The sequence below is a fragment of the Pseudophaeobacter sp. EL27 genome (assembly GCF_900313025.1).
In the GTDB taxonomy this organism is placed as follows: domain Bacteria; phylum Pseudomonadota; class Alphaproteobacteria; order Rhodobacterales; family Rhodobacteraceae; genus Pseudophaeobacter.
On the sequence record NZ_OMPQ01000005.1, the window covers coordinates 37,145 to 50,473 of the forward strand.

The window sequence follows — 13,329 nt, forward strand, 5'->3', positions numbered from 1 at the left end:
TTGGTAACATCCCAAAGGCACCGACCCGGCTACTTCGACCTGTCGCCCCGTCAATCGGCCCCGTCAATCCGGCCAGTCGCAATGAAACCCTCACCTAAGCTGCTGGGAAAATTGCTCCAACAGTTTGTGTTTCAGGATTTTTCCGGTCGGAGCGGCCGGCAGGGCCTTGGTCAGAACGATCTGCGCCGGGCATTTATACCCCACCAGTTGTTCGCGAACGAACCGCAGCAGATCCGCCACTTCGGGGCGATCCCCTTTGGCAAACTGCACAAAGGCCAGAACCTCTTCGTCGCCTTTGCCACGTCGCCCCACCACGGCTGATTGCACCACCTGCGGGTGGGCATTCAACGCCGCCTCGACCTCAGGCGGGAAGACATTGAAACCCCCATGAATGATCAGCTCTTTTGAGCGCCCCTCGATATGCAGGAACCCCTGCCCGTCCAACCGGCCCAGATCACCACTGCTCAACCAGCCTTCCGCATCCAGAACCTTGGCGGTCTCTTCCGGGTTGCGGTAATAGCCCAGCATCACATTGTCGCCGCGCAACTGCACCTCGCCGATGCCATCGCCACCGCCCGCCACACTCTCATCAATCCGCAGCTCCACCCCGGGCAATGGCGGCCCGACCGAGATATCAGGATCGCCGGGTGTACTGGTCTTGGTGGCACAGACGCCAGCCGTGGCCTCGGTCATGCCATAGCCGTTTTGCAAGGCCACGCCATAAAACCCCTCGGCCCGGCGTTTCCAGTCCGGGTCCAGTGGTGCCGCCCCAGAGGAGACATATTGCAACACCGGGCTATCAAGCCGGTCCAGCCCCTGTTCCTTGGCAAATTGCATCACCAGGGCATGCATCTGGGGCACCGCCGCCAGACGCGTCACCCCTCGGCGCAGCGCATCATAGAGCTTTGCCGCCGAAAACCGCGCCTCCAGCCAGACCTCTGCCCCGGCATAAAGCGCCGCTGTCATCACCGAGGCCAGACCAAAGACATGGGTCATCGGCAGAACCCCATAGATCACATCCCCCGGCACCATATCGCGCAGCTCAGCCGAGGTTTTGCCACCAAAAAGCAGGTTCTTATGAGTCAGCATCACCCCCTTGGGGTCTCCGGTGGTGCCGGTGGTATAGAGCAGCACCGCGACACCTGCGGGTGCGTCACCAGAACTGGGATAGGGGCAGGTCATATGCATCACCCCAAAGCTGCCAGAAATTTCCTTGGCTCCCAGTCGCGTCGCATGGGCCTGTGCTGTGCCCTCAACCTGGGTGGAAATCAACACCATGGCCGGGCTTGCATGGTCCAGGATCCGATCCACTTCACTGATGCTCATCCGGGCATTCACCGGCACCGCCACCGCACCACATTGCGAGGCTGCCATGAGCGAGGCCACCACCGCGCAGCAGTTTTCGGCCAGCACCATCACCCGGTCACCGGGTCGCACTCCTGCGCCTGTCATCACCTGCGACAGCTCATCCGTGGCCTTGGACAATTCGCCATAGGTCCAGCGGGTTCCCAGACTGTCACTGAAACCGGGCGCCTCGGGGTGCGCGCTGGCCTGTACTGCCAATAGATCATGCCATAGCTTCATCACCGCACCTCCCAGCTGGTTGTTGTTGCCCGACACATGTTACGAGCAAAGGACTATTTGGCCCCAAAATCCGGCGGGCGTTTTTGCAGAAAGGCCGCGATCCCCTCGCCTGCCTCCGGCGCACCCGCCGCCTGGGCCATTGCGTTGCGCTCGCGGTCGAGCTGCGCCGTCTCGCTGACCTCATAGGCCTCGGCCATCATATGGCGGATCTCTCGCTGCGCCTCGGGTGGGCCCTTGGCCAGATGATCGGCCAGGGACTGCGCCGCTGCCAAGACCTGATCGCCTGGCACCACCACGTTCACCGCCCCCAGGGCCTCCATGCGCTCCGCTGTGACAGGTCGCGCCAAGAGGCAAATCTCCATCGCCAAGGGGCGCGGCAGGATGCGCGCCAGAGAGGAGGTCAACCCACCATCCGGCACCAGCCCCGCCTTGACATAGGCCGCGGTGAATTTGACACCCGCCTCGGCCACGATGAGATCCGCCGCCAGCGCCAGCGACAGGCCTGCCCCGGCAGCTCCGCCTTCAACTGCAGCGATCACCGGCACCGGAGCGCCCCGCAGCCCGCGGATCACCCCGTGCAATTCATCAACCTTGCCCCGGCGCTCTGCCTCCGTCAGGCCACGCCGCTCGATCAGCACATTCAAATCACCACCAGCGCAGAAAAAACCACCCTCAGATGTCAGCAGAATAGCGCGAATACGGGGCTCCTGTGCCAGCGTTACCGCATCATTTATGGCCTGATACAGGTCTGGGGACAGGGCCCCACGCCGCGCCGCATTCATGTTCACCACAACGGCGCGATCACCCTGATCTTCCAGCCGAGCCAATACCGTCATTTTCTGATCCTTTTGAACACACCCGTTGCGGTGGCCAGAAGCCGCCCCTCGTCGTCGTGCAATTCCCCGAACACATGGGCAATGGAGGCGCCGCCGCCGGTCACCTTTGCGGTTGCGGCAATACCCCCGCCCCGCGCCGCTGCAACATAGGACAGCGTCAGTGAGACCGTGACCAGGGCAGCATGGTTTTCACGGTCAAAAAACTGCGAAGCGGTATTGCCGCAAACCACATCCAGCACCGTTGCCACGATACCCCCATGCAGGATGCCATGGCGGTTCAGATGCGGCGGCTGCAAATCCAGCTGCACCACACAGGAGCCATCGCGCCGATCTATGGTGGTCTTATAGCCCACCAATTGCTGCACCCCCGGATCTTCGATCTGGAAGGTCAGGTCCGTGTCTGACGGGCCAGTGTCACACTGGCCCGTTTTAGGCTGGTCTGCCTCAGGCGGCACTTTGGTCAATAAAACGCTCCAGCTGAGTATCGGTGTCACCAAACCGGTGATCCGCCATCACGATCCGCTTGGCGATATGAGCCAGCTCATACTCTTCGGTCATGGCAATGCCACCGTGCAGCTGAATGCTTTCCTCTGCGACCAGACGGCCAGCGCGGCCAACCAGGTTACGCGCCGCTGCGATCTGCAGGGCCTGCTCTGCGGCAGAGGTATCCAGGTGACCCGCCGCATTGATCACGGCAGAGCGCGCCTGTTCCAGCTCGATCAACAGGGTGGCCATCCGGTGTTGCAATGCCTGAAAGCTGCCAATTGGCCGCCCAAACTGTTGCCGCGTCAGCAGGTATTCCCGCGTCAGCTCGGTGGCGGCCTCCATCGCCCCCAGCGTTTCAGCGGCCAAAGCCACCTCTGCCCGGTTACAGGCCCGTTTCAGCGCCGGGTAGGCCGCGCCAGCCGCTCCAAGACGTGCCTCCGCCGTAAGGCGCAGGCCTTCCAGATCGACCTCAGCCGCACGCCCGCCGGCCAACAAGGCATAGCCACGCAGTGACAGGCCAGCACTGTCGCGCGGCACCAGGAACAGGGAGATCCCCGCTTCGTCGCCAGCCGCACCAGACTCGCGCGCCGTGACAATCAGGTAATCCGCCGCTTCCGCATTGATGACAACCGCCTTGCGACCGGACAGAACGATCTCGTCGCCCGCAACCGTTGCAGTGGTTTCCACCTGCGCCAGATCATAACGGCTGTTGGGCTCTCCATGGGCCAGGGCCAGGTGGATTTCGCCACCGATGACCTGCTCCACCAGTTCTTTTTGGGTCTCGTTGCCCAGGGCAGCAATCAGGCCGCCGCCCAGGATGGCGGTATCCAGCAACGGCTCCACTGCCCCCGCACGGCCCAGTTCTTCAAAAACGGTGGTGAGGTCAAAGCCCGCACCGGCAAAACCGCCATCCTCTTCGCTGAACAGGGCTCCAATCACGCCCAGCTCGGCCAGTTTGCCCCAGATCGCGGCATCAAAACCCAGGGTGTTGTCCGCATTGCCCAATCGTGTGCTGGCGCGCAGGCCTTCCTGGTTGTCCCGCAGGAACCGACGCAGGCTGTCCTGCAGCATTTGACGTTCTTCTGTCAGATCGAAGTTCATGCCCCGCCTCCCAGTTTGACTTTGGCAATGATGTTCTTCTGGACCTCGTTGGAGCCCCCAAAGATCGAGAGTTTGCGATTGTTGAAATACTGCGGAGCAGTGGCGGCGCTGCCTTCCGGCCCCATTTCGGGCTCATTGCCACCTTCCAGCGCCTCTGAAACAAAGGGCATCGCATAGGCCCCCGCCGCGCGACGTGCCAGATCATTGATCTCCTGGCGGATTTCCGTGCCCTTCACTTTCAGCATCGAGCTTTCAACACCCGGCGCCTGGCCCGAGGCCGCCCGCGAAATGATCCGCAGGTTGGTGGTAGACATAGCCATCAGATCGATCTCGGCCCGTGCCACACGGGCAGCAAAATGCGGGTTCTCGCTCAGCGGTTTGCCCCGGTGCATCTGGCTGCTGGCCATGCGTTTCACGGCGTCCAGACCGGCGCGGCTAAAGCCAACACCGGCGATGTTGGTGCGCTCATGGGTCAGCAGGTATTTGGCATAGGTCCAGCCTTTGTTTTCTTCACCCACCAGGTTTTCCACCGGCACTTTGACATCCGTAAACCAGACCTCGTTCACCTCATGGGTACCGTCCAGCAGGATAATCGGGCGGACTTCGATACCCGGCGTGTCCATGTCGATCAGCAGAAAGGAAATGCCCGACTGCTGCTTGGCATCCGGGTCGGTGCGCACCAGGCAGAAGATCCAGTTTGCGTGCTGGCCCAGGGTGGTCCAGGTTTTCTGCCCGTTGACCACATAGTGATCCCCCTCCCGCACTGCGCGGGTTTTCAGGCTGGCCAGATCCGATCCGGCACCGGGTTCGGAATAGCCCTGACACCACCAGTCTTCACCGGACAGAATGCGGGGCAGGTAGTGGTCCTGCTGCGCCTTGGAGCCGAACTTTTGCAACACGGGTGCCAGCATCGCCAGGCCAAAAGGCACGATGCGGGGCGCATGGGCGCGGCAGCATTCTTCTTCAAAGATATGGCGCTGTACCGCGTTCCATTCGCAGCCGCCAAATTCCTGAGGCCAGTTTGGCGCCAACCAACCCTGCTCATTCAAAATGGCATGCCATTTTTCATGGCCTTCTTTGCCAAGCTCGCGACCAACGCGGATGGTGTCGGACATTTCCTTTGGTAGTTTTTGTGCTAGAAACTCTTGCACTTCGGCGCGAAACGCCTGCTCTTCAACAGAGTAATTCAGATCCATTTGGTGCTTCCTCCCCGAAAGCCGCCCCCCGGCCAAAGGCCGGGGCGCGCCCATACGGGCCTCGATGGGCCGTTTGGGCGCTCCTTTGTTGGTTTAAATGCTTTAGATCAGTAGATCTCAAACAGGCCTGCAGCGCCCATACCGCCACCGATACACATGGTGACAACACCCAGCTTGGCGCCGCGACGTTTGCCTTCCCGCAGGATATGGCCAGTCATCCGGGCACCGGTCATGCCAAAGGGGTGACCAATCGCAATAGAGCCGCCGTTGACGTTGCATTTCTCGTCATCAATGCCCAACCGGTCGCGACTATAAAGCGCCTGGCTGGCGAAGGCTTCATTCAGCTCCCAGATGTCGATGTCATCCACGGTCAGACCATGGCGTTCCAACAGACGTGGCACTGCAAAAACCGGACCAATGCCCATCTCGTCCGGCTCGCAACCCGCAACGCAGAACCCTTTGAAGGCGCCCATGGCCTCAATGCCGCGCTGCTCGGCCTCTTTGCTGTCCATCAGCACAACGGCCGCCGCACCATCAGACAACTGGCTGGCATTGCCTGCGGTGACAAAATTGCCGTCGCCACGGACAGGCGCTAGACCGGACAGACCTTCGAGCGTAGTTGTTGGACGGTTGCATTCATCCCGGTCGACAACGGCCTCAACCTTGCTGATCTCGCCGGTCTCTTTATCCTTTACCGCCATGGTGGTGGTCATCGGCACAATCTCGTCATCAAAGATTCCGTTCGCCTGAGCCGCCGCAATACGCTGCTGGCTGCGCAGCCCGTAAGCATCCTGGTCTTCGCGGCTGATGCCATAGCGATCCGCAACAATGTCGGCGGTCTCGATCATGGTCATGTAGATTGCCGGCTTATTGGCCAAAATCCAGGGATCCGCCGCCGGGCGCATCTTGGACTGCACCATCGAGATACTCTCGACGCCGCCAGCAACCATGGGGCCGGAGCCGCCTTCGGTGATCGCTTGTGCGGCCAGAGCGATGCTCTGCAAACCAGAGGAGCAGAACCGGTTCACGGTCATGCCGGAGGCTGTCACCGGCAGGCCGGCGCGAATAGCGATCTGACGTCCGATGTTGCCACCGGTTTCCCCCTCGGGCAGACCACAGCCGATGATGCAATCTTCGATCTCGCTGCCAGACAGGCCTGCACGGGCGACAGCGGCTTCAACCGCATGACCGCCCATCGAGGCACCATGGGTCATGTTGAAAGATCCCCGGAAGGATTTGGCCAGCCCGGTGCGGGCGGCAGAGACAATAACGGCCTGTTTCATTAGCTGTTTTCCTTGTTGAGATCATCAAAGCTGCGGCCTTCGGCCACCAGTTCTTCCAGCAGCGGCGCGGGTTGCCAGAAATAGTCGTCTTCTTCGGCACCTGCCTTGATCGTGGCCAGAACCTTATCCAGCCCTTCGATATCCGCCCATTTCAGTGGCCCGCCGCGATAACGCGGGAAGCCATAGCCAAAGAGCAGCGTCATATCGACATCCAACGGGCGGCGCGCGATGCCTTCGCCGACAACCTTGGCGGCCTCGTTGACCATGGCAGCCATATAGCGGGTGACAATTTCCTCATCCGTGAAGGCACGTGGGGTAATCCCCTTTTCAGCGCGTTCCGCCGCGATCAGATCCGACACTTCCGGGTTTGGCGTGCCACCACGCTTGCCGGCCTCGTAGATGTAATAACCCTTGCCGGTCTTCTGACCAAAGTTGCCGGCCTCACACATCTTGTCGACATAGGAGCTGTCGCGTTCGCGTGGGTCCATGCCCTCGGCGCGCTTGCGCTTGCGCATGGCCCAGCCGATGTCGAGCCCGGCCAGATCCGCCACCGCAAAGGGCCCCATGGCAAAGCCAAAATCAGTCAGCGCCTTGTCAATCTGATAGGGCGAGGCCCCATCCAGGATCATGTGATCCGCCGCCTTGCGATAGGTCGCCAGAATGCGGTTGCCGATAAAGCCATCGCAGACGCCGGCGCGCACCGAGATCTTCTTCAGCCGTTTGCCCAGTTCAAATCCGGTTGCCACCACGTCCAGCGCGGTTTTGTCGGCAACGACGATCTCCAGCAGTTTCATCACATGAGCAGGCGAGAAGAAATGCAGCCCGATCACATCTTCGGGACGCGAAGTGCAGGCGGCAATTTCATTCACATCCAGATAGGAGGTGTTCGAAGCCAGGATCGCACCCTTTTTACAAACAGCATCCAGTTTGCCAAAGACCACCTTTTTGACGCTCATCTCTTCAAAGACGGCTTCAATGACCAGATCAACATCGCTCAGCGCCGCATAATCTGTCGCCAGAGTCAGCGCCTCTTCAGTCAATTGGGTGAACTGCGCCTCAGAAATCTTGCCACGCTTCAGCGCGCCTTGCAGATTGCCCGCAATGCGACCCTTGGCAGCCTCGGCAGCCTCCTCGGTCATCTCCAACATTACAACCGGCAGCCCTGACAACAGCGCTGCGGTGGCAATGCCCGCGCCCATGGTGCCACCACCAATAACGCCAATCGAGGCCAGCTCGCGTGGTGCAACCCCTTTGAGTTCCGGCAGTTTGCTGACTGCGCGCTCCGAGAAGAAGGCATGGATCATGCCTTGGCGCTGATCTGAATTCATCAACTCCATGAACAGTTCACGCTCGCGCTTCAGCCCCTCTTCCAGGCTGCTCGATTCAGCAGCAGCCTGAACCGCACGCACACAGGTCGCAGGCGACAACTGGCCCCGGCCCTTTTTCAGTGTGGCCTCGTAAACAGCATCAAAATTAATTGCTTCAGGGGCAGGCAATTCACCTACCGCACGACGAGGTGCGTCGTGATCCAGCAATTCCTGCGCATAGGCCAGACCTATTTCACGAGGCTCACCCTCAGAAATCTTATCGATGATACCGGCTTCCAGCGCCTCTTTGGCACCAACCTGGCGCCCGGAGGTGATCATCTCCAGCGCCTTTTCCGTGCCAGCAACGCGCGGCAGACGTTGGGTGCCACCAGCACCAGGCAAGATGCCCAGATGTACTTCGGGCAGACCCATTCTCGCTGAGGGCACTGCAATACGATAATGCGAAGACAGCGCCACTTCCAAGCCGCCCCCCAAAGCGGTGCCATGCAAAGCTGAGACCACGATCAATGGAGAGGCTTCAATACGGTTGCAGAGATCGGGCAAAAAGATGCCGCGTAGTGGCTTGCCAAATTCAGTGATATCGGCGCCCGCAAAATAGGTGCGACCCTCTCCGTAGATCAAAACCGCCTTGGCGCCCTCTTGTTCGGCCCGCTCGATCCCGGCCAGCAGGCCTTCGCGAATATCAAAGCCCAGCGCATTTACCGGCGGGTTCTGTGCTTTCAGAACCGCAACATCTCCAATGCGCTCATATCCAATGGCATCAGTCATTCCAATTTCCTCTTTCCCGGCGGCCCGCCAAACAGGTGCTCGGCCCGGCCTCAGTGTTTCTTCGATCTCAGCACAAGCCATACCGCAGCGCCAAGCCCCTGGTCGATAGGCTGCCCCAGAACCCTGCGTCACAGCCATCGCCCCCCCCTGCGGTTTGAAGCGCATCTAGCCCGAGCTTAAAATTCCATCATGCAGAACGCAGTTCCACAGAATTGGAGGCACACTAGGCAAGAGCAACGCAGTGATCAAGCAAGAATCTTGCGCAACACAGGGGAAATGCCGCGCTGCGGAAAGTGACGCTGGGGTAAAAACAGGTTGTGACAAAACCCTGCCGATGAACCGAAAAAGGACAGCAACCCAAGGCCGCTGTCCTTCTTTACCCTATGACGCCGCATTCCCCGCATCTGCCCTAGGGCAGTTTTGAACTAGGAAAGCAGACCTTAAACCGTAGTCTTGATGATACCGCTGGCGGTCCAACTGTCGAATATCTCCAGCACTTTTTCACAAAAGGCAGCATCATTGATGTGGCAATCTTGCTCGGTCAACTCGGCATTTTGAGGACAGGCGCGGCGCATCGACTCACAAAAGGCAGTCAGCCCTTCGGCATCATGCAGATCCCCGCCGGGACGATCCCATTCATTGCACCCCTGATTGGGCAAAATCACCGCCACCGGAGCCCGGGCCTGCGACAGTTTCTCGCAAATGGCCTGCGCAACGGTGCGACGTTCTTCAGGCTCCAGCACTGCTGACGACAGCAGCCGGTTATGCGCATGGGTTGGCCGCCCTTGCAGCTGTACAGGCACCCCTTGCCAGCCGACAAAATCCACCAGATCATAACAGCCCGGCGCCACCAGCTGCGGTGTCCCGGCCCGTCCCGCATTGGTCAAGCGATCCGCCCCCGCCGACAACCCGCCGAACAAGTGGTTTGATACCTCTTGCGGTGCAAAATCCATCACCACAGCAAAGGCACCCTCACCCGCAAGACTCTCAAAAGCACGTCCCCCCATGCCGGTGGCATGAAACACCGCAACCTCAAATCCACGCGCCTCCAACGCGGGTTTCAGCGTCACCATATAGCGCAGCACTGTCTTGCCAAACGAAGTCATGCCAATCAGTGGCCGCTCCCGGCGCGGCGCCTCAACAGCACGCGCAGCCCCCAAGACCGCCCCCGCAGCCTGACTCAGCGCAGCCTTGCAGATGGAATTCAACCCATATAGCCCACCGGACCAAAGGATCATCTGCACATCCGCAGGGATCCGTTCCGGCGGCATCAGCGGCGAAAATGCCACTGTAGAGACCACATATTTTGGCACCCCAACGGGCAGCGCCTGACAGAGATCTAGGGCCAGATCGGTACCCATGGTGCCGCCCAAAACGATCACCCCATGGATCTGGCCTGCGCGATACAGCTCCAGCGCCTTGGCCGCAGCTCCCGCGCCCATAATCTGCATCGCAGTATTCTCATCCCCCGAGGCAATCGCCGCTTCAATCGAACTGCCACCGGCTTCAGCCACCTGATGTTTGCTGACATCCGTCGGCCGGCTGGGATCGCCCAGCACACTGACATCCATCGACAAGACCCGACCACCCTGACCATGAATGACCTCCGCCAGATAGTGCAGCTCATCATCCTTGGTATCATAGGTCCCCGCGACCAGAATCGTTTTTACAGCCGTCATGTCACCCTCCCGACGCCATAGGCGCCCCTCTATCATCTTTCTTCAAATATTCCCGCCGGAGGCCACTGGTTTTGCCCCGCAAAACCAGTTTCACAACTGGATCCAGGCCGTTTTTAGGTCGACATATTTATCCAGCGCATGCAGGGATTTATCATGCCCATTGCCAGATTGCCCAACCCCACCCAAAGGCACGGTGTTATCCGCTCCGCCATAGGTGTTCACATGCACAACACCGGCACGGATCCCCGCAACCATGCGATGCGCGCGCGACAAGTCTGAGGTCCATACCCCGGCAGCCAGACCAAAATCGGTTGCATTGGCCAGGCTCAGGGCCTCGGCCTCCCCCTCAAATTTGGTCACTGACAGGACCGGCCCAAAAACCTCGCGCTGGAACAGCGCATGGTCGCGCGCCACATAGGTGACAATGGTCGGCGACATGTAGCTGCCGCCGGTGTCTTGCAGAATACGGCAGCCTCCGGTGATCACCTGTCCACCCTCGGACCGGGCCATATCCATAAAGGACAGATTGCGCCGCAACTGATCCTCAGAGTTCACCGCTCCAATCTGGCTGTCCAGATCCAAAGGATCGCCAACCCGCAAAGCCTCGGCCTCGGCCTTCAACAGCGCCACAAATTCATCATGCACCGAGGCCTCCACCAAGAGACGCGAGCCCGCCACACAGACCTGGCCGGAATTGCGGAAAATCCCCATGGCCGAGACCTTGGCGGCCTTGGCCAGGTCCTTTGTGTCTGCAAAGACGATGTTGGGCGATTTGCCCCCCAGTTCCAAATAGCAGCGCTTGAGGTTGGAACGCGCCGAGGCCTCCAGCAATTTGCGCCCGGTGCCGCCTGATCCAGTAAAGGTCAACACATCGACCCCCATGGACATCGCCAGGGCTGCCCCGGTTTCAACGCCAGAGCCGGTCACCACATTGAAGACCCCATCGGGCAGTCCGCATTCAACGCAGATCTCTGCCAGCCGTAGCAACGTCAAAGAGGCCGTTTCCGCCGGTTTCAACACTACGGAATTGCCCATGGCCAGGGCCGGCGCCAGCTTCCAGGCGCCGATCATCAGTGGAAAGTTCCAGGGCACGATGGCGCCAACCACTCCAACCGGCGCGCGGTGCACCAACCCCAGGACATCTGCCTGGGTTGGCGCCACCTCGCCTGCCACCTTGTCCAGCGCCTCGGCATAATAGCGAAAGGTCCCGGCAGCCGATCCCGGCTCGGCCTTCAGCGCCATGTTGAATTCGGTGCCGTTATCGCGCACGCCCAGAACCGCCAGCTCCACTGCCTCTGCATCGATCCGGTCTGCAATACGGTGCAGCACCTTTTTACGTGCGGCGGGGGACTGACCCGCCCAGCGGCCATCCTCGAATGCCCGCCGCGCCGAGGCGACAGCGCGCTCGACATCTGTTGCAGAGGCGCCCTCCAGCGTGGTTAAAATAGCCCCTTCAATCGGCGAAGTAACTTCGAGTGGCGTCCCCGAACCTCCTTGCCACGATCCTTCAAGAAAGAGTTTTTGCGGCGGAACATCAGCTTTCCGAAGCTGGTTGATGCGGTTTTGGTCTGCCATTCGGCCTCCTTCAGCTCTTTGCGGTCGCGCCAGACGCGCAGGATATGACTCGCAAGAACCAAGATGATGATAGTGAAAAGAATGAACGATATCGGTCGGTTGATGAAGTCCAGCGGCTCCTTCACCCGGGCCATGCCCGAGCGCAGCTTGACCTCCATTATGCCGCCCAGAACCATGCCCAGAATGATCGGCACCGCCGGCAGGGACAGGCGTTTGAGGATAAAACCAAAGAGCCCAAAGCCCGCCGCAATCAAGCAGTCAGTGGCTGAGTTGCGCAGGGAGTAGACCCCAACAAAGCTGAGCGTCAGGATACAGACCCCCAGGAAGCGATTGGGGATTTTCACCACTTGAACCAGTGCGCGGGTGGCAAAGAGCAAAAATCCCAGCACCAGCACATTGAGGATCAACAGTGCCAGATAGAGCGCCACAACAAAATCCATATCATTCTGGAACAGACCCGGCCCCGGAACCACGTTGTGCACGTAGAACACGCTCAGCATCATGGCCGTCAGCGCTTCGCCCGGAATGCCCAGCGCCAAAAGCGGCACCATCGCGGCGGCGGGCACCGCGTTATTGGCGGTCTCGGCAGCGATCAACCCCTCGGAGGAGCCTTTGCCAAAGTCCTGTGGCCGTTTTGAGGTCTTCTGTGCGTAGGTATAGGACATGAACTGGGCGGTGAACTCGCCAACGCCGGGGATCATCCCCATCAAGACACCAAAGCTGGCTGAGACGGCCGTGACCCGCGGATGGCGTGTCAGCTCTCGCAGGCCTTGGAACATGCCGCCGCGCAGCTTGGTGATACGGACCTTTTCGTCCTCATCCATCAGCAGTGCAAAGGCCTGGCTCAGCGCAAAAAGGCCCAGCACCACCACGATCAGGTTCACCCCGCCGCCGAGGAAGTCCTGATCAAAGGTGTAGCGCTGGGTGTATTTCACCGGCTCCATGCCGATGGTGTTGAGAAAAATCCCAAGACAGGCCAGCGCGCCGGCGATCAAGGCCTGACCGCGATGGGCGACCACCACCAGGATCAACCCCAGGAGGGCGGCGAGGAAGATCTCGCGGCTGCCAAACATCGGCGCCACCTTGGCCAGAACCGGGGCAAAGAGGATCAGACAAACGACCGAGAAAACACCACCAAAAAAGCTGGCAGAATAGGCCAGGCTCAGGGCGCGGCGCGGCTCTCCGCGGGCAGTCATCGGATAGCCATCATAGGTGGTCAGCGCATTGACGGCTGTGCCCGGCGTGTTGATCAGGATGGCCGGGATGGCGCCGCCATACATCGAGGAGCCGTAAATCCCCAACAGCACCGTCAGGCCAACGATGGGATCCATCGAGAAGGTTGCAGGCAGCAGAATGGCAATGGCTACCGCCGGGCCAACGCCGGGGATCGCGCCAATCAGGACACCACCGACCGAGCCTGCCAGCAGCGCCAGCGCCACGTCCCAGCGCATCAGGATGTCGATTGCAGAGAGGATAAGATCCATCAGAAACCC

Annotated in this window: 10 protein-coding genes; all 10 read right to left on the reverse strand. The window is 60.2% G+C overall.

Annotated features, from left to right (window positions below):
- Positions 1-90 precede the first annotated feature (90 nt).
- Positions 91-1,584, reverse strand: a complete 1,494-nt coding sequence (locus tag ED661_RS03090; protein WP_122072688.1) for a class I adenylate-forming enzyme family protein — start codon at positions 1,582-1,584, stop codon at positions 91-93.
- A gap of 53 nt (positions 1,585-1,637) precedes the next feature.
- On the reverse strand, positions 1,638-2,420 hold the full coding sequence (locus tag ED661_RS03095; RefSeq protein ID WP_122072491.1) for an oxepin-CoA hydrolase, alternative type: 783 nt from the start codon (positions 2,418-2,420) through the stop codon (positions 1,638-1,640).
- Positions 2,417-2,884: a PaaI family thioesterase gene (locus ED661_RS03100; protein ID WP_122072492.1), complete on the reverse strand. Its 468-nt coding sequence runs from the start codon at positions 2,882-2,884 to the stop codon at positions 2,417-2,419. Before ED661_RS03100 ends, ED661_RS03095 begins: the two co-directional genes overlap by 4 nt.
- Positions 2,865-4,007: an acyl-CoA dehydrogenase family protein gene (locus ED661_RS03105; RefSeq protein ID WP_122072493.1), complete on the reverse strand. Its 1,143-nt coding sequence runs from the start codon at positions 4,005-4,007 to the stop codon at positions 2,865-2,867. Before ED661_RS03105 ends, ED661_RS03100 begins: the two co-directional genes overlap by 20 nt.
- Positions 4,004-5,203 carry an acyl-CoA dehydrogenase family protein gene (locus tag ED661_RS03110; protein ID WP_122072494.1) on the reverse strand — a complete coding sequence of 400 codons (1,200 nt, stop codon included), beginning with the start codon at positions 5,201-5,203 and terminating at the stop codon, positions 4,004-4,006. Before ED661_RS03110 ends, ED661_RS03105 begins: the two co-directional genes overlap by 4 nt.
- A 107-nt stretch (positions 5,204-5,310) precedes the next feature.
- Positions 5,311-6,486 carry an acetyl-CoA C-acyltransferase gene (locus tag ED661_RS03115; protein WP_122072495.1) on the reverse strand — a complete coding sequence of 392 codons (1,176 nt, stop codon included), beginning with the start codon at positions 6,484-6,486 and terminating at the stop codon, positions 5,311-5,313.
- Positions 6,486-8,582: a 3-hydroxyacyl-CoA dehydrogenase NAD-binding domain-containing protein gene (locus ED661_RS03120; protein ID WP_122072496.1), complete on the reverse strand. Its 2,097-nt coding sequence runs from the start codon at positions 8,580-8,582 to the stop codon at positions 6,486-6,488. The genes ED661_RS03115 and ED661_RS03120 overlap by 1 nt, the downstream gene beginning before the upstream one ends.
- Positions 8,583-9,022: 440 nt before the next feature.
- Positions 9,023-10,261, reverse strand: a complete 1,239-nt coding sequence (locus ED661_RS03125) for a Tm-1-like ATP-binding domain-containing protein (RefSeq protein ID WP_122072497.1) — start codon at positions 10,259-10,261, stop codon at positions 9,023-9,025.
- A 90-nt stretch (positions 10,262-10,351) separates the two neighbouring features.
- Entirely contained in the window at positions 10,352-11,818 is a 1,467-nt protein-coding gene (locus tag ED661_RS03130; RefSeq protein WP_122072689.1) for an aldehyde dehydrogenase, read from the reverse strand.
- Entirely contained in the window at positions 11,701-13,320 is a 1,620-nt protein-coding gene (locus tag ED661_RS03135) for a tripartite tricarboxylate transporter permease (RefSeq protein ID WP_122072498.1), read from the reverse strand. Before ED661_RS03135 ends, ED661_RS03130 begins: the two co-directional genes overlap by 118 nt.
- Between the last annotated feature and the right edge of the window lie 9 nt (positions 13,321-13,329).

Bases quoted from the DNA above. Each gene is read 5' to 3' on its own strand.
- ED661_RS03135 (WP_122072498.1), bottom strand. From the start codon at position 13,320: ATGGATCTTATCCTCTCTGCAATCGACATCCTGATGCGCTGGGACGTG.
- ED661_RS03125 (WP_122072497.1), bottom strand. From the start codon at position 10,261: ATGACGGCTGTAAAAACGATTCTGGTCGCGGGGACCTATGATACCAAG.
- ED661_RS03105 (WP_122072493.1), bottom strand. From the start codon at position 4,007: ATGAACTTCGATCTGACAGAAGAACGTCAAATGCTGCAGGACAGCCTG.
- ED661_RS03095 (WP_122072491.1), bottom strand. From the start codon at position 2,420: ATGACGGTATTGGCTCGGCTGGAAGATCAGGGTGATCGCGCCGTTGTG.
- ED661_RS03120 (WP_122072496.1), bottom strand. From the start codon at position 8,582: ATGACTGATGCCATTGGATATGAGCGCATTGGAGATGTTGCGGTTCTG.
- ED661_RS03110 (WP_122072494.1), bottom strand. From the start codon at position 5,203: ATGGATCTGAATTACTCTGTTGAAGAGCAGGCGTTTCGCGCCGAAGTG.
- ED661_RS03115 (WP_122072495.1), bottom strand. From the start codon at position 6,486: ATGAAACAGGCCGTTATTGTCTCTGCCGCCCGCACCGGGCTGGCCAAA.
- ED661_RS03090 (WP_122072688.1), bottom strand. From the start codon at position 1,584: ATGAAGCTATGGCATGATCTATTGGCAGTACAGGCCAGCGCGCACCCC.